The organism is Nakamurella flavida, from assembly GCF_030811475.1.
In the GTDB taxonomy this organism is placed as follows: Bacteria; Actinomycetota; Actinomycetes; order Mycobacteriales; family Nakamurellaceae; genus Nakamurella; species Nakamurella flavida.
This window is the reverse complement of the sequence record NZ_JAUSQV010000001.1, coordinates 2391844-2412033: the sequence shown is the minus strand read 5'-3', so window position 1 is coordinate 2412033 and position 20190 is coordinate 2391844. Positions and strand designations below refer to the sequence as shown.

General features: G+C 72.6%; 17 protein-coding genes and 1 riboswitch. Of the genes, 10 read left to right on the top strand and 7 right to left on the bottom strand.

Annotation, left to right across the window (positions count from 1 at the left end):
* Nucleotides 1-23: 23 nt before the first annotated feature.
* Both J2S58_RS10790 and J2S58_RS10785 read right to left on the bottom strand, forming a co-directional pair.
* Complete coding sequence (locus J2S58_RS10790) at nt 24-782, bottom strand: class I SAM-dependent methyltransferase (RefSeq protein WP_306828183.1); 759 nt, start codon at nt 780-782, stop codon at nt 24-26.
* 195 nt (nt 783-977) lie between these two features.
* Nucleotides 978-1994 carry a LacI family DNA-binding transcriptional regulator gene (locus J2S58_RS10785; RefSeq protein ID WP_306828182.1) on the bottom strand — a complete coding sequence of 339 codons (1017 nt, stop codon included), beginning with the start codon at nt 1992-1994 and terminating at the stop codon, nt 978-980.
* Nucleotides 1995-2171: 177 nt separating this feature from the next.
* On the opposite strand from J2S58_RS10785, the gene J2S58_RS10780 reads away from it, so the two are divergent.
* The 7 genes from J2S58_RS10780 to J2S58_RS10750 all read left to right on the top strand — a co-directional run bounded on the left by J2S58_RS10780 (nt 2172) and on the right by J2S58_RS10750 (nt 10331).
* Nucleotides 2172-3251 carry an autoinducer 2 ABC transporter substrate-binding protein gene (locus tag J2S58_RS10780; RefSeq protein ID WP_306828180.1) on the top strand — a complete coding sequence of 360 codons (1080 nt, stop codon included), beginning with the start codon at nt 2172-2174 and terminating at the stop codon, nt 3249-3251.
* 72 nt (nt 3252-3323) lie between these two features.
* The gene (locus J2S58_RS10775) at nt 3324-4949 is read left to right on the top strand and encodes a sugar ABC transporter ATP-binding protein (RefSeq protein WP_306828178.1); all 1626 of its coding nucleotides are present in this window, start codon (nt 3324-3326) and stop codon (nt 4947-4949) included.
* Entirely contained in the window at nt 4946-5941 is a 996-nt protein-coding gene (locus J2S58_RS10770; protein ID WP_306828176.1) for an ABC transporter permease, read from the top strand. Before J2S58_RS10775 ends, J2S58_RS10770 begins: the two co-directional genes overlap by 4 nt.
* A 1-nt stretch (nt 5942) precedes the next feature.
* A complete protein-coding gene (locus J2S58_RS10765; RefSeq protein WP_306828175.1) occupies nt 5943-6959 on the top strand; it encodes an ABC transporter permease in 1017 nt (338 codons plus the stop codon).
* Between the two features lie 83 nt (nt 6960-7042).
* On the top strand, nt 7043-8371 hold the full coding sequence (locus J2S58_RS10760; RefSeq protein ID WP_306828172.1) for a M20/M25/M40 family metallo-hydrolase: 1329 nt from the start codon (nt 7043-7045) through the stop codon (nt 8369-8371).
* Between the two features lie 47 nt (nt 8372-8418).
* On the top strand, nt 8419-9174 hold the full coding sequence (locus tag J2S58_RS10755; protein ID WP_306828170.1) for a glutamine amidotransferase: 756 nt from the start codon (nt 8419-8421) through the stop codon (nt 9172-9174).
* Between the two features lie 47 nt (nt 9175-9221).
* Entirely contained in the window at nt 9222-10331 is a 1110-nt protein-coding gene (locus J2S58_RS10750; protein WP_306828169.1) for a M20 family metallopeptidase, read from the top strand.
* An 83-nt stretch (nt 10332-10414) separates the two neighbouring features.
* On the opposite strand, the gene metE is transcribed toward J2S58_RS10750, so the two are convergent.
* Nucleotides 10415-12730, bottom strand: a complete 2316-nt coding sequence (gene metE, locus J2S58_RS10745) for a 5-methyltetrahydropteroyltriglutamate--homocysteine S-methyltransferase (RefSeq protein WP_306828166.1) — start codon at nt 12728-12730, stop codon at nt 10415-10417.
* A 127-nt stretch (nt 12731-12857) separates the two neighbouring features.
* Nucleotides 12858-13080, bottom strand: a riboswitch (cobalamin riboswitch).
* Between the two features lie 70 nt (nt 13081-13150).
* Between metE and J2S58_RS10740 the strand changes: the two genes are divergently transcribed.
* Both J2S58_RS10740 and J2S58_RS10735 read left to right on the top strand, forming a co-directional pair.
* Entirely contained in the window at nt 13151-14461 is a 1311-nt protein-coding gene (locus J2S58_RS10740; RefSeq protein WP_306828164.1) for a VWA domain-containing protein, read from the top strand.
* Between the two features lie 39 nt (nt 14462-14500).
* Nucleotides 14501-14998: a hypothetical protein gene (locus tag J2S58_RS10735; RefSeq protein ID WP_306828161.1), complete on the top strand. Its 498-nt coding sequence runs from the start codon at nt 14501-14503 to the stop codon at nt 14996-14998.
* A gap of 70 nt (nt 14999-15068) precedes the next feature.
* Here the strand turns inward: J2S58_RS10735 and aztD are convergent, their stop codons facing one another.
* From aztD to aztB, 4 genes are read right to left on the bottom strand one after another with little or no spacing between them, the layout of a single operon-like run.
* Complete coding sequence (aztD, locus tag J2S58_RS10730) at nt 15069-16301, bottom strand: zinc metallochaperone AztD (protein WP_306828159.1); 1233 nt, start codon at nt 16299-16301, stop codon at nt 15069-15071.
* Nucleotides 16302-16326: 25 nt separating this feature from the next.
* Nucleotides 16327-17256, bottom strand: coding sequence for a metal ABC transporter substrate-binding protein (locus tag J2S58_RS10725; protein WP_306828157.1), 930 nt, complete (start codon nt 17254-17256; stop codon nt 16327-16329).
* On the bottom strand, nt 17253-18542 hold the full coding sequence (locus tag J2S58_RS10720) for a hypothetical protein (protein WP_306828154.1): 1290 nt from the start codon (nt 18540-18542) through the stop codon (nt 17253-17255). The genes J2S58_RS10725 and J2S58_RS10720 overlap by 4 nt, the downstream gene beginning before the upstream one ends.
* 43 nt (nt 18543-18585) lie before the next feature.
* Complete coding sequence (gene aztB, locus J2S58_RS10715; protein ID WP_306828152.1) at nt 18586-19464, bottom strand: zinc ABC transporter permease AztB; 879 nt, start codon at nt 19462-19464, stop codon at nt 18586-18588.
* A gap of 47 nt (nt 19465-19511) precedes the next feature.
* On the opposite strand from aztB, the gene J2S58_RS10710 reads away from it, so the two are divergent.
* The gene (locus J2S58_RS10710) at nt 19512-20183 is read left to right on the top strand and encodes a metal ABC transporter ATP-binding protein (RefSeq protein WP_306828150.1); all 672 of its coding nucleotides are present in this window, start codon (nt 19512-19514) and stop codon (nt 20181-20183) included.
* Nucleotides 20184-20190 lie beyond the last annotated feature (7 nt).

The window sequence follows — 20190 nt, the reverse complement described above, 5'->3', positions numbered from 1 at the left end:
ACCGGCTCACCGCACGACACCGCTCACCGACGGCCGACCACACACCAGGCCGTCGCGGTGACGACGAACGGCCCGACGGGGAGCCGCGCGGCGCACCGGTCGTGCAGCACCGTCCTGTCCCCCGGCGACAACCGGCCCAGATGGTCACCGGCCGGACCGACCCCGAGGGTGTACGGCCTCCACCACTGCTCGACGTCCTCGTAGGTCACGGACACGGTGAGCTCGGTGTCCGCCACGAGGGTGAGACCGGCACCGCGCGCGAGGGTCGCCAGCTGACCCGCTCCCGTGCCGGCCCGCCCGGACTCGTCCTCGACCCCGGGATGCAGGGCGCGGGCCTCGTCCCAGAACAGGGCGAGGGGCCCACGGCCGCCGGCGTGGTCCCACACCGTGGCGGCCACCGTCCCGCCGGGCGCGGCGACCCGCACCATCTCCCGGAACCCGGCGGCCGGGTCGGGCAGGAAATGCACGACCAGCGACGCCGTGACGACGGCGAAGGTGTCGGCGGCCCACGGCAGCGCCTCGGCCCGTCCGGTCCGGACGTCGATCCCGGGGATCCGGTCGGCCAGCGCCCCGACGAAGGATGCCGAGGGGTCCACGGCGCTGACCCGGCCGGTCCCCCACCGGTCGACGAGGCGGCTGGTCATCGCGCCCGGGCCGCACCCGACATCCAGGACGGGCCGCGTGACCGTCGTGGGCAGCAGGTCCACCAGCCCATCGGCCAGCGGCTCGCTGTAGCGGCCCATGAACATCCCGTACGCCTCGGCGGCGACCTCGAAACCCATCGGAGGATGCTCCACCCGGGCGACGGTGTCCGGGAAGGGCCGGACGGGCGACACCACGGGCCGGGGGAGTCCCTTCCTCTGGACGGCTCGACCCGTCGTGCGCCGATCGCCACGGTGAGAACCGTGCGCGCACAATGAACACCACCACCGGGGTGGTGGGCTCCCGGCGGGACGGGGGACCGCGGGCTGTCGCGGTCAGCGTGAGGTCGAGTCGCGGACGACGAGCTCGCCGCGCAGGGAAGTCCGCAGCGACCGGCGCGGTTCGGCCTGGGGCTGCAGCAGGCTCCGGATCAGCCGGACCGCCTCTCCGGCGACCGCCGACACCGGTTGGCGGACGGTGGTGAGCGACGGGGTGAGGAAGGAGGCCTGGGGTATGTCGTCCAGGCCGGTCACCAGCACGTCACCGGGAACCGAGACGCCCAGGCGGGCCAGCTCGCGCAGCAGGCCGGTGGCGATCTGGTCGTCGGCGCAGACGATCGCGGCCGGGAGCGGGCCGGCCGCGACGAGGGTGGATGCGGCCTGCGCCCCCCACTCCATGGAGAACTCGCCGTCCAGCACGTCGGCGACGGTGACGCCGTGATTCGCGGCCGCGACCCGCGTCGCCGTGGTCCGCAGGCGCCCGGACGAGTTCTGGGTATTCGAGGTGACCAGCGCGAGGTCGCGGACGCCGCGACCGGCGAGGTGGGCGACGATGATCTCCAGCGCGTGCATGTCGTCCAACCCCACCCAGTCGATGTCGACGTCGACGGCGCTGCGGTCGAGCTGGACGACCGGGACCTTGCGCTGGGCCTGGGCGAGGGCCGGCCCGGAGTGCACGGTGTCGCACGGACTGATCAGGATGCCGTCGACCGCGCCGTCGCACATCGACGCGAGACGCTGTGCCTCGATGGCGGTGTCGTCGCGCGAGGTGCACAGGTAGAGGTTCGTCCCGGTGCCGCCCAGGTGCTTCTCCACCTCGTCCACCAGCATGGTGAAGAACGGGTTGGACACCGACGGCACGAGCAGACCGATGTTGCCCGTCGCGTTCTTGCGCAGGGCGCGGGCGATCGGGTTCACCCGGTAGCCCAGGCGCAGGGCCGCGTCCCGTACCCGGGCCGCCGTGTCCGGGCTGACCGCGGTGGAGCCGCTCAGGGCCCGGGACACCGTCGCGGTGGAGACCTGAGCCCGCCGGGCCACGTCGGCAATCGTGGCGCTGGGCCCCCCGTCCGGCATGGGCGGAGCGTAACCCAGCCCCCGTGCGGCGGAGCCGAAGCGGTCTCATGACATCGTTTACAGAGGAGAAACAAAGCGTTCACGTGCGACGACGACGGGTTCCCGTAGAACTCTTGCAGGCGGTTGTGCAAACGATTACATTCGCCTCCACCCCGCGTTGGCCCGGCTGGACAGCCGATGAGAGAGGACCCGGACACCATGAAGAAGATCTCTGCGTTGGTCGCGCTCGCGGCCGCGTCGGCCCTGGTGCTGAGCGGCTGCTCGACCACCCAGTCGTCCACGACCGCGTCCAGTGCCACGAGCGCGTCGAGCGCCGCCGGCGACTCCGGTGCGGCCGCGTCCGGTGACGGGGTCAAGGTCGCGTTCGTCTCGCAGATCGAGGGCATCCCGTACTTCAACGGGTTCAAGACCGGCGGCGAGAAGGCCGCCCAGGATCTGGGGATCACCTACACCCAGACGGGTCCGGCCACGACGAACTCCGCCGAGCAGGTCAAGATCCTCGACGGCCTGGTCGCGCAGCAGTACGACGCCATCGCCGTCTCCCCGCTGGACCCGACGTCGATCAACAGCTCGATCGCCTCCGCCTCGTCGGCCGGCGTGAAGATGGCGACCTCGGACGCCGACGCTCCGGAGTCCGAGCGCGCGGTGTTCGTCTCCCAGGCCTCCGACGAGGCACTCGGCGGCACCGTCATGGACGAGCTGGCCAAGGCCACCGGCGGCAGCGGCCAGTACGGCATCATCTCCGGCGGCGCGGACACGGCCACCTTCAACAACTGGATCAAGGCCGCGCAGGACCGGCAGGCCGCGGAGTACCCGGGCATGGAGCTGGTCGGCGGCATCAAGTACACGACCGACACCGCCAGCGCCCTGCAGGAGGCGCAGAACCTGATGACGGCGTTCCCGGACCTCAAGGGCATCATCGCCATCCCGTCGACGGCCATTCCCGGTGTGGCGCAGGCCGTCCAGAACGCGGGGGCCGCCGGTCGGGTCGCGGTCACCGGCTTCGGTTCGCCGAAGACCGCCGGTGAGTTCCTGGAGTCCGGCGCGATGACCTCCACCGTGCTGTGGGACGTCGAGGACCTGGGCTACCTGACGGTGTGGGCGATGGACCAGCTGGTCGAGGGCAAGCCGTTCGCGGCGAGCAACACGGTGCCCGGGCTGGAGAACCCGGTGACCTACGACGAGTCGACCAAGACCCTGCTGCTGGGTGATCCCACCGTGTTCACCAAGGACAACTACGCGAAGTACGACTTCTGACCCCGGCTTCGCCTCGCGCGGTCGCCCCGACACCCAGCCCCCAGTCCACTCCCGATCCGGGACGGAGAAGCCATGAGCACGACCATCCTTCAGGCCCGCGGGGTCTCGAAACGGTTCGGCGCCACCCAGGCCCTGGACGACGTGTCCCTCACCCTGGTCGCCGGGGAACGGGTCGCCGTCATGGGCGAGAACGGCGCGGGCAAGTCGACCCTCATGAAGGTGTTCGCGGGTGTCCACACCCCGGACGCCGGGTCGATGGACCTGCACGGCACGCCGTTCGCCCCGCGGACGCCCACCGAGGCGATCCTGCGCGGGATCTCGACGGTGTACCAGGAGCCGGCGGGGTTCCCGCACCTGTCCGTCCTGGAGAACCTGTCCATGGGTCGGCAGCAGCACACGGCCGGGTGGCTGCAGAACGGGCGGATGCGGGACGAGGGGGTGCGACTCCTGGATCGCATCGGCCTGCCCGCTCGGACGCTGCGGCGGTCGATGGGAGAGCTGTCGCTCGCCGAGCAGCAGCTCGTGCTCATCGCCCGGGCCGTGGCCGCCGACCCCAAGGTGCTCATCCTGGACGAGCCGACCTCGATCCTCACCGACACCGAGTCCCAGCGGTTGTTCGGTCTGGTCGACGAGCTGGTGGCCGGCGGGGTCGGGGTCTGCTTCATCACCCACCGCTTCGACGAGCTCGATCGCATGGCCGACCGTTTCCTGGTCCTGCGCGACGGTCGTCTGGTCGGGGAGACCACGAACCCCGACCGGGACGGGTTGCTGGCCATGATGGGTGGCCGGGACCTGGGTGGGGCTCCGCGCCGCGCCGCTCCCGCACCGGCGCCCGCCCCGACCGGTGACGCCCCGCGCGTCCGGTCGGGGCCGGCGATCGGGGAGACCGTCCTGCGGCTCGACGGCTGGACCCTGGCCGGCACGTTCGAGGACGTCTCGCTCGACGTGCAGGCCGGCCGGATCACCGGCCTGTACGGGCTGGTCGGGGCCGGGCGCACCGAGATCGCCCTGAGCGTCCTCGGTGAGCTCGGGCACGACGCAGGGACGCTGGAGTACCTCGGTGCGCCGATGCGGCCGAGCGGCAGCCGGGCCGCCCTGGCCAAGGGCATCGCCTACCTGCCGGAGGACCGCAAGACGCAGGGCATCCTGCGGCACATGACGGTCGCCGAGAACGTCTCGATCGCGGCGCTCCCGTCGGTGACCGACCGGGGCGTGGTGAACCGTCGTCGGGAACGGGATCTGGTGGGCTCCTGGATCCAGCGGATCCGGATCAAGACCGCCGGCCCGGCGGCGCCGATCACCTCGCTGTCCGGTGGCAACCAGCAGAAGGCGCTGCTCGCCCGCCTCCTGGCCATCGATCCCCACCTCCTCGTGCTGGACGAGCCGACCCGGGGCATCGACGTGGCGACCAAGGCCGAGATCCACCGGGACATCAAGGCTCTGGCCGCCCAGGGGGTGGCCGTGCTGCTCATCTCCTCGGAGATGAGCGAGCTGCTCGAGCTCGCCGATGTCGTGCACACCCTGCACGAGGGCCGCATCACTTCCGTCCTGCACGGCACGGAGATCACCGAGCAGGCCGTGCTCCGCGGAGCCACCGGCGTGCTGGCCGCCGCGTCGGTCTCCGCTGTCACCCCCGCTGACACTCCCGCCGCCGCCGCCACCCAGGCGGCACCGAACGATCCCGAGGAGGCCCGATGACCGCGGTGGCCGTCGCGGCGCCCCCCGCCGCCCGCCGACTGGTGGTGCTGCGGCAGATCCGCACGTACCTGTTGCCCGTCCTGCTGATCGTGGAGGTGGTGCTGTTCGCACTCCTCTCGCCGCAGTTCCTCACCGCGCAGAACTGGGTCAACATCGCCACCAACTCGGCCGATCTGGCCCTGGTGGCGGCCGGGCTGACGCTGATCATCCTGATGGCCGGCATCGACGTGTCGACCGGATTCGCGGTCGGGCTGGTGGGGTGGTTCGTCGCCACCGGCATGTCGCAGGCCTACCCGCCGGTGCTGGTCCTCCTGGTCGCCCTGCTGATCGGGGCGGTGCTCGGTCTGGCCAACGGCCTGCTCACGGTCCGGTTGTCGATCCCCTCGATCGTCGCCACCCTGGGCACCAGCGCGATCTTCCAGGCCGCGCTGTTCTTCCTGTGGGACTCCACCGACGTGTTCGCCCGGCCGGTGTTCCCGTGGCTCTCGGGGCAGTCGCGCCTCTTCGGCATCCCGGTCGTCGCCCTCCTCGTGGTGGCCGTCTACGCCGTCCTGCAGATCGTCCTGTCCCGCACCGTGTTCGGACGTTCGATCTACGCGATCGGTTCGAACGTGGAGGCCGCCCAGCTGGCCGGCATCTCCATCAGCCGGGTCCGGCTCGGCGCGTACCTGCTGCTGGGCGCGCTGGTCGGGCTCGCCGCGGTGTTGTACTCCGCGCGCATCGGCGTCGTGCAGGCCAGTTCCGGCGGCGAGCTGACGATGCTGGCGATCGCCGCGGTGGTGGTCGGCGGCACCTCGATCCTGGGCGGCGAGGGTTCGGTGCTGCGCACCCTCGGCGGCCTGCTGTTCATCGCCGTGCTGCGCAACGGCGTGGTGCTGGCCGGTGTCCCGTCCCTGTGGAACGGCGTGCTCATCGGCCTGGTCATCCTGCTGGCCGTCGTCGTCAACGGCCTGGTCATCCGGGCCTCCCGCGAACGTCAGAGGAGTGTGTGACATGTCGACCGAGACAGACGCGAAGGACGTCAGGGATCGTCCTGCGCGGACCCGGTTCGTCGCACCGGCCTTCCTGAAGGACCGGCGGGGCGCCCTGCTCCTGCTGATCGTGCTGGCGATGATCGTGATGTCGCTCAGCTCGCCGTACTTCCTGCAGGTGCCGAACCTGCTGACGCTCATGCAGTACTCCGCCGTGGTCGGCATCCTCGCCCTGGGCCAGACGATGGTGATCCTGGGTGGGGGTGGCGGGATCGACCTGTCGATCGGGTCGATCATGTCGGCCTGCTCGGTGGTGTTCGGCATCCTGGCCGGGGAGCACGGGGTCAGCCCGTGGCTCGCGGCCCTGGTCGCCCTGGTCGCCGGGGCCGTCCTCGGGGCGCTGAACGGGCTGCTCATCACCGCGCTGGGCCTGCCTCCGCTCATCGTCACCCTGGGCACCTGGTACCTGTACGCCTCCGCCGCCCAGGTGGCCACCGGCGGCACCGACGTGTCGGGCTTCGACCGGGACGGGTTCACCCTGCTGGGCCAGACCTCGGTGCTCGGCGTGCCCTTCCAGGTGCTCTGCATCCTGGTCCCGCTGGGCGCGATCATGGTCTTCCTCACCCGCCGGACCGCCTACGGCCGCAACGTCTATGCGGTCGGCTCCAGTGATGTCACCGCCCGGCTCGCCGGTGTCCCCGTCGATCGCATCCGCATCTCGCTGTACGCGATCTCCGGGACGACGGCGGCCGTCGGCGCGATCGTCACCGCGTCCTGGCTGCTGAACGCCAAGTCCACCGCCGGGTCCGGGCTGGAGCTGCAGGCCATCACCATCGCCGTGCTCGGCGGCATCGCCATCACCGGTGGTCTGGGCCGGATCAGCGGCGTGCTCATGGCCCTGGTGCTCGTCGGCATCCTGAGCAACGGCCTGCAGCTGGCCGACGTCGGCTCCACGTTCCAGCGCGGGCTGCTCGGCGCCGTGCTCGTCGTGTCGATGCTCGTGCGCTCCCGCGCCGAGGCCCGTCGTCTCGTCACCTGACCGCACTCCGCACTCGTCACCTCCGCCTGCGGCCGACCCGCCGCCCCCGCACGAACTCCTCCGAACGAAGGGACCCCCACCCCATGTCACCCCGCAACGACGACGCCGTCCTCGCCGCGATCGAGGACCGCGAGGAATCGACGATCGCGTTCCTGCAGGACCTGCTGCGCGCCCCGAGCGTCAATCCCTGGTTCACCGACGCCCCCGAACACCTCGGTGAGGCCGCCGTGCAGGACGTCTTCGAGGCCCGCCTGCGGGCTCTGGGGGCCGACACCATCGACCGCTGGGAGCCCAGCGCCGACGCCCTGGCCCACCGGGCCGACGGCCCCGGCTACTACCCGGGTCGCGACTTCACCGGCCGGCCCAACCTGGTGGCCGTGTTCAAGGGCAGCGCCCCCACCGGCCGGTCGGTGATGATCCAGGGCCACTGCGACGTGGTCGAGGTCGGGTCCGGGTGGACCGAGGACCCGTTCGGCGGCGAGCGCAAGGACGGCCGGATCTACGGGCGCGGCGCGGTGGACATGAAGGGCGGGATGGCCGCGGCCATCGGCGCTCTCGAGGCGTTGCAGGCCACCGGGGTGCGCCTGAAGGAGGACCTGATCGTCGCCTCCGTGGCCGACGAGGAGGCCGGCGGCATGGGCACCCTGTCCCTGGTCGACCGCGGCTACCGGGCCACCGGCGGCGCCATCGTCCCCGAGGCCACCAACCTGAACATCGCCCCGCTCTGCCGGGGGATCCTCTGGGGTCGGGTGACCCTGCAGGGCCGGGCCGGACACATCGAACTGGAGCGCAAGCCCTGGCGGGAGGGCGGCGCGGTCGACGCCATCGCCTACGGCCACCTGCTCATGGACGCGATCCGCGAGCGGAACGCGCAGTGGGCGGACAACCCGGTGAAGAACCACCAGTACCTGCCGATCCCGTGCCAGATCTACGTGGCCCAGCTGGCCGCCGGGGAGTTCCCGACGACCTACGCCCGGGAGTGCACCATCACCTTCAACGCCCAGTACCTGCCGGGCCAGAAGGACGCCCACGGCCTGGGATCCACCGTCAAGGCCGAACTGGAGGAACTGTTCACCACCTTCGTCACCGGCGACGACTGGTTCGACGAGCACCCGCCGGTCATCGAGTGGCTGGTGGACGCCGACTGCGGCGAGACCGCCGACGACGAGCCCGTCGTCACCACCACCCTGGCCAACGCCCAGCGACTCGGCCTGCCCAGCGTCCTGCAGGGCTGCATGTCGCACACCGACATGGGTCTGCAGATCGACGACGGCACGCCGACGATCAACTTCGGCCCGGGCCACATGGGGGTGGCCCACCAGGCCGACGAGCACCTGCTGGAGACCGACCTGCTCGTCGCCACCAAGGTCTTCGCCCTCACCATCGCCGATCTCTGCGGCACCCAGGACTGACCACCGGCCCACCCGCCGCAACGACCACCAGCAGGAGAGAGACAGACATGGCGAGGATCTTGTTCGCAGGCGAGTCGTGGTCGGTGACCTCGACGCACGCGAAGGGCTTCGACACCTTCACCACCACCCACTACGCCGAGGGCGGCGACGCCATCATCGCGGCGTGGCGCGACGGCGGGCACGAGGTCACCTACCAGCCCTCGCACGTCGCGGCCACGGAGTTCCCGACCACCGTGGAGGAGTTGGACCAGTGGGACGTGGTGGTGCTCAGCGACATCGGCTCCAACACGCTCCTGCTGCCCGCGTCCACGTTCCAGGGCGGCCGCAAGCACGGCAACCGGCTCACCGCGCTGCGCGACTGGACGCTCGGCGGGGGCGGATTCGCCATGATCGGCGGCTACCTGACGTTCCAGGGCATCGAGGCGAAGGCCAACTACCGGACGACCCCGGTCGCCGACGTGCTCCCGATCGTCATGGAGATCGGCGACGACCGGGTGGAACGGCCGGACGGGGTGCGTCCGGTGATCACCGGGGAGCACGTGACGGTCGACGGGTTGGCCGGTGTGGGTGAGGAGCTGCCCGAGCTGCTGGGCTACCAGCGCTTCGTGGCCAGGCCGGGGGCGTCGACGCTGATGACCGTCGACGACGAGCCGCTGCTGGTGGTCGGCGAGGCCGGCCGCGGGCGGACCCTGGCCTACGCCAGCGACATCGGGCCGCACTGGGCGCCGACCGAGTTCACCGACTGGCCGGGGTTCGCCACGATGTGGCAGCGGGCGGCCACCTGGCTGGCCGGGCAGGACTGAACCGGCCGCGGTCGGACGGCGGACCCGGTGGGCGGGAGGCGGGTGTGATGACCCTGGCGGACGATCCTGTGCGGCTCGCGGTCGAGTTGATCCGGTGCGACACGGCCGGGCGGAACGAGGACGCGGCGCTGGACGTCGTCGAGGCGTGTCTGCGTCCCGCCGGGTTCGCCGTGGACCGCGTCCCGTGGCGTGACGGCCGGTCGAACCTGGTGGCGCGGTACGACGGGGGCGGTCGGCTGACCTTCGCCGCCCACGTCGACACAGTGCCCTTCGACGCCGATCGGTGGAGCGTCGATCCGCTCGGTGGCGAGATCCGCGACGACCGGTTGTTCGGCCGGGGCGCGAGCGACATGAAGTCCGGGGCAGCGGCGATGGTCTCGGCGGCCGTCGCCGCGGTCCGCGGCCCCTGCGCGCCCTTCTCCCTGGTGTTCACCTCCGCGGAGGAGGTCGGGTGTCTGGGGGCGGCGTCCGTCGCGGCCGCCGGGCTGCTCGCGGCCGACCCGATCCTCGTCGTGGGGGAGTCCACCGGGAACCAGGTCCGGTTCGGGCACAAGGGCGCCACCTGGGTCCGGGTGTCGGCCCGCGGGCGGTCGGCGCACGGCTCCCGGCCGGATCTCGGAATCAACGCCATCCACCTCCTCAGCGACGCGATCCAGCGCTTGCGGCAGGCGGAACGCACCGGTGGGCTCGGCGGGCCGCACCCCGTGCTCGGTGACCCCACGGTCAACGTGGGGACGATCCTGGGTGGTCGGCAGGCCAACCTGGTGCCCGACCACGCCGAGATGGTGCTCGACATCCGCACGGTGCGGGACGGCGACGTCCGCACCGTTCTCGACCACGTCGACGGGCCCGGGCTGACGTGGGACGAACAACTCGCGGTCCGCAGCGTCTGGACCGAACCGGACGACCCGATCTCGCGGGCCGTCCGGGCGGTCGCCGGGTCGGTCACCGCGACAGCGGGTCCGCCGGAGCCGGTGCCCTACTTCACCGACGCGGCGGTGCTGGCCGGGGAGGTTCCGCTGGTCTACATCTGCGGGCCGGGCGATCCCGACCAACCCCACACGGACGACGAGTCGTGCTCCGTCCGGGCCGTCGGCGAGAGCGCGCGGATCTACCGCGGGCTCCTGGCGGAGTGGACCGCCGGTCGGCTGGGCTGAGGCAGGGCAGCCGGCCCGGACCGCGAGCGGGACGACGGCCCGCCGCCGGGTGGGAGTGTGTCCTCCCACCCGGCGGCGGCGCATCACCGACCGACGCGCACCCGGAGCGCGGCGGCGACGAGATTCCCCAAGGCGGCGACGGTCTCGGCTCGACCCCGGGTCTTGAGTCCGCAGTCCGGGTTGACCCACAGCCGTTCCGCGGGCAGCACCGTCGAGGTGGCCCGCAGGTGGGCCTCCATCTCGTCGACCGACGGGACCCGCGGCGAATGGATGTCCCACACGCCCGGGCCGACCTCGTGGGGGTAACCCGCGTCGGCCAGTTCCGCACCGATCCCCATCCCCGACCGGGCGGCCTCCACGCTGATCACGTCGGCATCGAGATCGAAGACGGCGCTGAGGATGTCGCCGAACTCGGCATAGCACATGTGGGTGTGCACCGCGGTGTCCGTCGCGACCCCCGAGGTGGCCAGGCGGAACGCCCGGGTGGCCCAGTCGAGGTAGGCGGCGCGGTCGGCCCGGCGCAGCGGCAGCGTCTCCCGCAGGGCCGGTTCGTCGACCTGGATGATCGCCGTGCCGGCGGCGTCCAGATCGACGACCTCGTCCCGCAGCGCGAGGGCGACCTGCCGGGCGGTGTCGGCGATCGGGAGGTCGTCCCGGACGAACGACCACGCCAGCATGGTGACCGGGCCGGTGAGCATGCCCTTGACCGGCCGGTCGGTGCGGGCCTGGGCCCACGTCGTCCAGGGCACCGTCATCGGCACGGGTCGGGAGACATCACCGACGAGGATCGGCGGCCGCACGCAGCGGGTGCCGTACGACTGCACCCACCCGTGGTGGGTGACCACGAACCCGTCGAGCTGCTCGGCGAAGTACTGCACCATGTCGTTGCGCTCCGGCTCGCCGTGCACCAGCACGTCGAGGCCGAGCTCGGTCTGCAGGTCCAGCACGGCGGCGATCTCGGCCTGCATCGCCGACCGGTACCCGGCCGGGTCCAGCTGCCCGGCGCGCAGCGCGGCCCGGGCCCGGCGCAGGTCCCCGGTCTGCGGGAACGAGCCGATCGTCGTGGTCGGGAACAGCGGGAGGGGCAGTCGCCGCCGATGGGCCGCCCGGCGCTCGGGGTAGGGCGGCCGGACGAGATCGGCGTCGACGACGGCGGCCGCCCGGGCGCGCACGGCGGGGTCCACCACCACACCCGAGGTCCGCCGGTCGGCCAGCGCCACTCGGGCGGCGGCCAGTTCCGCCTCGACCGCCGACGGGCCGTCGGTGATCCCGCGGGCGAGCACGACCAGCTCGGCGAGCTTCTGCCTGCCGAAGGCGAGCCACGGCACCACCGCGGGGTCCAGGTGCTGCTCCGTGGTCAGGTCCAGCGGCACGTGCAGCAGCGAGCAGGAGGCGGCCACGTCCAGCGACCCGGCGAGATCACCCGCCCCGGCCGCCACGGCCAGCGCCGCGTCCAGATCGGTGCGCCAGACGTTCCGGCCGTCGACCACCCCCAGGACGAGGCGTCTCCCGGGCAGGCCGCCCAGCTCGCGCAGGGCCGCCAGGTCAGCGGTTCCGGCCACCAGATCCAGGGCGAGCCCGTCGACCGGGGAACCGACGAGCACCGGCAGGGCGTCCCCGAACGATCCGAAGTAGCCGGCCAGGAGGATCTTCGGCCGGGCGGGGACGGCGGTGAGACGGTCCAGCACCCGTGCGGCCAGGTCCAGCACGGCGGGCGGCTGGTCGAGCACCAGGATCGGTTCGTCGATCTGCACCCACGACGCCCCGGCCGCCTGCAGTCGTGCGAGCAGCTCCTCGTACAGCGGGAGAACGGTGTCCAGCAGGTCGAGCGGTGCGAAGTCCGCCGGGCTGTCGGCCGTGGGCTTGCTCAGCAGCAGGAAGGTCAGCGGCCCGAGGACCACCGGGCGGGTGGTCACCCCCAGGTCCCGGGCCTCGGCCAGCATCTCCAGCGGGCCGGACGGGTCCAGGGCGAACCCGGTGTCGGGCCCCAGTTCCGGGACCAGGTGGTGGTAGTTCGTGTCGAACCACTTCGTCATCTCCAGGGGCGCGACGGCGTCCGTTCCCCGGGTCATCGCGAAGTACCGGTCCAACCGGTCGGCCGCGGACTCCTGGCCGGGGACGGCGGCGCGGTGCCGGTCCGGGACGGCCCCGAGCAGCCAGGCGGTGTCGGCGACGTGGTCGTACAGCGAGAACTCCCCGGGGATCTCGGACAGCCCGGCGTCACGCAGCTCCACCAGGCGGTCGCGGCGCAGCTGCGCCGCGACGGCGAGCAGGCCGTCGGCGTCGGCCCGGCCGGCCCAGTACGCCTCGACGGCCCGCTTGAGCTCCCGGTCGGGGCCGTGCCGGGGGTAGCCGTGCACGGTGGCACCACAGGTGCGGGGGATGGGGGGAACGGTCATCGGAACTCTCCTTCGCGAGTTTCGAGATCGACCCGCGGAGAGGACGCCGACACACCCGTCCCCGGGCATGCGGGGACAGGGCAGCGGCGACGACCCACCCACGAGGTCGGATGCCACCGCCCCGTGGTCACGGGGCGGGCTCCTGGCAGGTCTTCGGACTCACGGGCACGGGCGGCACGGATGCCACCCACCTACCGGCCGTCGCTTCCCGGACGCCACGCGTCCAGTGCTTCATGACAGCTGTCGTTCCCGTTCACCGCTGCGGGGCAGTCCCGGATTCCCACCGGGTTCCCTCTTGCCTCGTCGACCCTGGACTGCGGGGGCGACGAACCAGATGCGGGGCCGACTGTAGCCGCCGCCGAGGACACGACGGGGTGACCGGGGCTGCGCCCGCCGACGTCGCCCTGGCACCCTGACCCGATGACCGAACTGAGCCGAGGAGCCAACGCCCCGCTGTCCGGGGGCACCGTCCGCATCGCCGTGGCCGGCGCCCGACCGGGGGCTGTCGACCTGATGGCCTTCCAGCTGACCGGTGACCGCGTGGTGCGGGACGACGCCGACTTCGTCTTCTTCAACCAGCCGGCCTCACCGGAGGGGGCGGTGCGACTGGTCGACGGGGCCACGCTGACCCTGGATCTGGCCGCGGTGCCGCCGGCGGTGCAGACGGTGGCGGTGACCGTCGCCCTGGACGACGGGCAGACCGGGTCGCTGGCGACGGTGTCGGGCCTCGCCGTGGCGATCACCGACGGGACGTCGACGCTCACCGCCCCGGCGAGCGGGCTGACCACGGAGCGGGCCGCCGTGCTCGTCGAGGTCTACCGGCGGGGCGAGGCGTGGAAGGTGCGCAGTGTGTCGGCCGGCTGGGCGCAGGGGCTGGCCGCTCTGGTCCGCGAGCACGGGGTCAGCGTCGACGACGAGCCCGCCGCTTCGGCGCCGCCCGCCGCACCGGCACCGGTGGTGTCACCGTCACCCGCCGCCGCCGCCCCGCCCGCCGTCGACGGCCCGCGCTCGGTGCCCGGGGAGGAGCGGCTGTCGCTGGTCAAGCGGCAGGCGCTGGACCTGCGCAAGAAGGAGGTGCACAAGGTCCTGCTGACGAAGGGGGCCGCGCAGGAGCGGGCGCGCATCGTGCTGGTGATCGACAAGACCGGGTCGATGTACGAGGAGTTCCAGTCCCGCCTGGTGCACCGGGTGGTGGAGCGCATGGTGCCGGTGGCCATCCAGCTCGACGACGACGGCTCGCTCGAGGCGTATCTCTACGCGGTGAAGTTCGCCAAGCTGCCCGATCTGCACGTCGCCGATCTCGAGGAGTGGCAGGAGACCTACCTGCACCTGAACGGCAAGCACGGTGGTATCGACTACAAGAAGATCGGCGGCTACAACGACGAGATCCCGATCCTCACCGAGGTGATGTCCTCGGTCGACGCCCGCGCCGGCAAGCCGACCCTGGTGCTGTTCTTCACCGACGGCGGGTTCGCCAAGAAGAAGGCCATCACCAAGCTGATGAGCGGGGCGTCGTCGCTGCCGATCTTCTGGCAGTTCGTGGGCATCGGCCGCAACGACTACGGCCTGTTGACCTCGCTCGACGAGATGGAGGGCCGGGTCGTGGACAACGTCGGGTTCTTCGCCCTGGACGACATCGACCGGGTGGACGACGCCGAGCTCTACCGGCGGCTGCTGGGGGAGTTCCCGGACTGGCTGAGGGCGGCCCGGACGGCGGGCATCCTGCGCTGACTGAGCCCGGGCGGGCGGATCTCGGGGGAGGATGAGGTCGTGGGCATCGAGAGCTACGACCGGGTACTGGGTCGCGCGAAGGCGCTGAAGAAGGAACGGGACACCCTCGCGGCCTATCTCAACGCCGACGAGACGGTGCTCGCCCGCAGCCTGGCCGAGGCCCTGGTCGACACCACCGCGCTGACCGCCACCCGGCGGCCGCTCCCACCGCTGGCCGTCCCCGTGGTGGAGGCGGAGGGAGCGGCCGAACTGATGACCGGCGGCGTCGTCCTGGTCATCACCGATCGCAAGCTGATCGCCGCCACCAGCACCGGCGGATTCCGTCCGCGGTGGGAGGCGCTGACCCTGCCCTACGGCCAGTTGGAGCCCGAACTCCGGGAGGTACCCGCCGACGGAGGCTCCACCGTGCTGATCGTGCCGACCTCGGGCCGCCGCGACTTCGGTGCCCGCTTCCGCGACGCCGGGCCGGCCGCCGACTGCGCCGCCGCCCTGCGGGAGGCCCTGGGCACCTACCGGCGGGAACGCATGGGTCTGTAGTCCACAGGCCCCGCGTGCCCGGTCCCACGGGTCGACGTGACCCGCGGGACCGGCTGTCGGTGCGGATGGATCAGGCTGCCGCGACGGCGATCTCGTTGGGGGTGGCCGGCAGGGTGGCATCGGCGACCACCTCGCCGGAGGTCAGGTCGACGGCCAGGATGCGCTGCTTCGCGGGTTCGGTCACGTAGGCGGTGTTCCCGTGCACGGTCAGCGCCGGGTGGGCGTCCTGCCACTCCTCCGGGGACGTCCACGGGTCGATGACGTCCCAGGACTGCCGGATCTCGCCGGTCGTGGGATCCAGGGTGTTCAGGGTGCCGTCCGCGCTGAGCAGCACGGCCTCGTCGGCCGGGCCCCGGGCCACGTCCCGCCAGGTGTACTCGACACCCGCGGGCAGGTCGACGACCTTCAGCGTGCCGGCGGTGGTGTCGATGAGGGCGAGCTCGGAGAGCAGGTAGCCCTCGCTGTCCGGGTCGCTGTTGTAGTCCCCGACGACCAGCGGGGAGGTCTCGCTGACGTAGGCGTTGCCCATGCGGCCGTAGGCGTCCGGCGCCTGCAGCTTGGTGAACGCACCCGCCTCGTACATCAGGACACCGTCCTTGCAGCCGAAGACGACGACCTCGTCGGCGGCCGTGCCCTCGCCGTGGACGGCGGGGCACTCCTCGCTGCGCGCGGTCTCCGTACCGTCCGGGCCCAGGACCCGCACCCCGGTCCGCCCGTCGGCCGTGCCCAGGGTGGACAGCACCGAGCCGTCGGCGAGTTCGATCGCCACCCCGTGGTGGGCGGCCTCCGAGGCGATGACCTCGGTCTCGGGCTTCGTGTCGGCGCTGAGGGCATCGGTGTCGAACGCGGTGATCTCGCCGGTGCCGTCGGCGAAGAGCACCGTGCGGCCGGCGTGCCGGACGACGTGGCCGGGGGTGTCGGCCGCGAACACCAGGTCGGTCAGGGCCGGATTACCGGTGCCGGAACCGATGTCGGTGCCGGCGTCGAGCACCTGGAAGCCGTCGGCGGTGGACACCAGCACATGACGGCCGTCGCCGGCCGGGTTCAGCCGGTTGAACCCGGCCAGCGGCAGATCGGCGGCCACCTCCAGCGTCGTACCGTCCAGCACCAGCACGCCACCGTCGTAGGTGAGCGCGACACGTGCTGTGGTCGCGGTGTTCCCGACCGCACCGGTGTTCGGGGCAGAACCGGTCGTGTCGGACGGGGAGGAGGACGAGGTCGGGGCGGCCGAGCCGCACGCGGTGACCAGGAGACCGGCGCCGGCCAAGAGGACGAACGGGCGGAGGAGGGAAGGGGGCTTCATGACGCCAGCTTATCGAGAAGCATTCTCAGGAAGCAAGCGCAGCGGTGATGCGGTCCGCGTTGCTGCGCATCATCTCGAGGTAGGTGGCCGCCCCGCTGTCTTCTCCAGTACCCGTTGCTGCACTGAGGGATTCGGTGAACAGGGGTACCACCTCGACCTGGACGTCGGCCTCGTCGGCGAGGACCCGCATGAGGCGCTCCGGTTGGGCCACGTCCGCGAAGACGACGTCGACACTGGCGGTCGCCATGTCCTGGATCAGGTCATCGAAATCGCTGGCACTCGGTGCGGCCAGGGTGGTCCCCCCGGGGAGAACCGTTCCCACCACGGTGAAGTCGTAGCGTTGGGCCAGGTACCCGAAGACGTTGTGGTTGGTGACCAGGGCGCGCCGGCTCGCCGGGATGGTGGCGAACAGCTCCGCGAGGTGCGCGTCCAGGTCGCGCAGCTCTTGCCGGTAGGTTTCGGCGGAAGCGTGCAGGGCGGGTCCGTCCACGGCGTCGAGGGCGGCCAGGGCCGGTTCCAGGGCGTCGAGGACCTGCAGCATCCGCCGGGGATCGGTCCACAGATGCGGGTCGGGGCCGGACATCTCGTCGTCGGTGTAGGCCACCGTCTCGACGTGGTCGCCGGCCACGAACCGGGGCACGCCGTCGGCCGCGGCCGCGTCCAGGTGATGCTGGACGCCCTCCTCCAGGCCGAGCCCGTTGGACACCAGCAGATCGGCCCCCCGCAGCCGGGCCGCTTCCTGGGCGGAGATCTCGAAGGAGTGCGGGTCCGATCCGGGGGGCATGAGCACGAGCACGTCGGCCTGGGCGCCGATGACCTCCCGCACCACGTCGCCCAGGATGTTGGTGCTCACCGCGATCAGCGGGCGGTCCGGGGCGGATGCGTCTCCCGAACACCCGCCGAGCAGCAGGGTGGCGGTCAGGAGCGCCGGCAGGAGCCGGTGGCGGGCCCTCATCGACCCAGCTCCGCGAAGAACATCGGCACCGCCGGGGTCGGGAACTCACGGGAGATGCGGCCCCCGTCCCCGTGGTCGATCTCCAGCAGCCGGCGGCCGGCCGGGTCGTTGACGTAGGCCCGCGCGGCGTCCACCTCGAGGGTGACGGCGGTGGCCAGCGCCGGGTCCGCCAGGCTGGCGGCCAGCAGCGGGTCGGTCGTCGCGGTGGTGGCGCCGGTCTCGGCGTCGAGCACCAGGATGCGGCCGCTCCGGTCGACGGCGACGACGGCATGGTCCCGGTCGTCCACCGCGGTCACCGCGACGAGGGGCTCGTCGGTCTCCAGGAGCGACCAGGTCCGTTCGCGGGTGTCCAGGATCCAGGCGCCACGGTCACCGGCGACCGCCGCGACCACCGGACGATCCTTGCGGGCCCGGAACACGGTGGCCCGCTCCGCCGCGGAGACCGCAGTGGGGTACGCGATGTGCTCCAGGGAGACGGGCCCGCCGCCCTCGGTGTCCGCGACCGCGAGGACCGCGCCGTCCGCGCAGCCGACGACCACGCCCACGCGGCTGGTGATGGTGCCCGCCGCTGCGGGGCAGGCGATCTCGGCCCCGGCCACGGGAGCGCCGGCGCCGTCCAGGACCCGGACGGTGTCCGGAGCGGTGTCGGGCCCCCCGGCGACGGTCTGCACGAGGTGGTCGCCCAGGGGGACCAGGAGCCCGTCGGCCGGGACATCGGTGACCTCGGCGACGGGGACGACGGTGCCGGTGCCGAGCGCGGTCCCGTCGAGCACCGTGGCCGTGCCGCCCGCTGGGTCGGTCACCGCGACCCGTGAGGTGGTGGCGGTCGCACCGGCGCCGTCGATCTCGCCGACCAGCCGGGGTTCGGCGAGGTAGTAGTGGGAGTGGTCGCCGTGCGGAACGGTCCAGGCGCCGCCGTCCAGCACGGTGAGCCCGGACGCCGAGGTGGCGAACAGGTAGCGGCCGTCGGTGCTCACGGTGGTGGGAGCGGGCAGGTCGGGCAGGTCGACCGGGTCGCCGGTGAGCAGGTCGATGCCGGTGGTGGTGCCGTCGGGGGCGACGACGGCGAGACGGAGTGGCGGCTCGGTCATCTCGACGGCCCCCTCCACCCAGCCGTAGGTGTCGCCGGTGGACTCGTCCGCCCCCGGAGTGCCCGGGCCTGGTTCGGTGGCGGACGTTACGGCCGGGGTGGCGCGGATGGGCTCGCCGGGGGCGCAGGCGGTCAGGGTCAGGCCGGCGGCGAGAACACCGGCGGCCCACCGTGGACGGGACAGACGGACGGGCACGGAGAGGATCCTTTTCTCGGGTGACGGGAGTCGGCCGGGGTGGTCAGCGGCGGAGCAGCGGTGTGCTGTCGGCGGCCGGTGGGACGGCCGGTGCCGCCGTGACGGGGCGGGTCCGCCGGGCCGCGCGGAGCAGGACGGACAGCGGGTAGGACGCGACGGCCAGCACCGCGATCGATGCCCCGGCGGCGGTGCCGGCGTGCCAGGAGAGCAGCAGTCCGGCGACGACGGCGACGGCGCCGATGCCCGCGGCCACGGCCATCGAGGCGGCGATGCCGGAGGTCCACGGCCGGGCTGCCGCGGCCGGTCCCACCAGCAGGCCGACGACGAGCAGGCTGCCGACCGCCTGGTACGAACTGACCACGGCCAGGGTCACCAGGACGGTCACCGCTATGCGGCCGACGTGGGGCCGGAGCCCCAGCGTCGCGGCCTTGGCCGGGTCGAAGGCCAGCGCCACGAACGACCGGTGGAAGCCCGCGGCCAGCGCGACCGTGAGCAGGACGGCCACGGCCAGTTGGACCAGGTCACCGCCCCGGATGGCCAGGACGTCGCCGAACAGGACGGCGGTCAGATCGGTGGCGAACGAACGGGACCGCGAGACGATGAGGACGCCGAGGGCGAGCATCCCGACGAACAGCAGGGCGATCGCGGTGTCGTCGGACAGCCGCCGGTTGCGGGTGAGCAGGCCGACCCCGGTGGCCATCGCGCCGGCACTGACCGCCGCCCCCAGGATGCTGGGGAAGCCGAGCAGGGCGGCCAGGGCGACCCCGGGCACCATGCCGTGGGCCAGGGCCTCACCCAGGAAGGCCGACCCGCGGATCACCACCCAGGTGCCGGCGACGCCGCAGATGCCGGCGACGAGCAGCCCGCCGACGAGGGCGTGCAGCATGAACGACGCGGAGAACGGATCGAGGAGCCAGGACACCCGGGAACCGTACATGAGAACGATAATCGTTCGTTACGATGCCGGGTGTGACGGACAGCGTGCGGGTCATCGGTGTGAGTGCCTTACACGGACGGGTTCTCGCCGTCGACCGGGTGGACGCGGTGTTCCGCGCCGGTGCGGTGACCGCGGTGACCGGAGGCAACGGGTCCGGCAAGTCGGCGCTGGTCGCGGTGGTCGCCGGCGTGCACCCGGCGGCCCAGGGGGAGGTGGTGCGACCGCCCGGCGGTGTCGCCCTGGTCCCGCAGTCCTGGTCGGCCGACCGCCCCCTGCCGCTCAGCGTCCGGGCCGCGGTCGCCATGGGTCGCTGGCACCGCCGCGGCCGGTGGGGGCGACTGTGCACGGCGGACCACGCGATCGTCGCTGATGCGATGGAGCGCCTGGGGGTGACCGACCTGGCCGGACGCCAGATCGGGGCACTGTCCGGGGGGCAGCGGCAGCGGGTCCTGGTGGCCCAGGGGCTCGCCCAGCGGGCCCCGGTGCTCCTGCTCGACGAGCCGACCGCCGGTGTCGACGCCCCGGCCCGTGCGTGGATCGAGGACGCCCTGGCCGCCGAGGCCGATCGCGGCACCGTCGTCGTCCACATCACCCACGACCCGGCCTCGGTCGAACGGGCCGGGTACCGCCTGCATCTCGAGGCCGGCCGGGTGGCGGCGCCGGTCCCGCCCACCGCCGGCGCTGGGATCGGCGTCCGGTCTTGACGTGCCG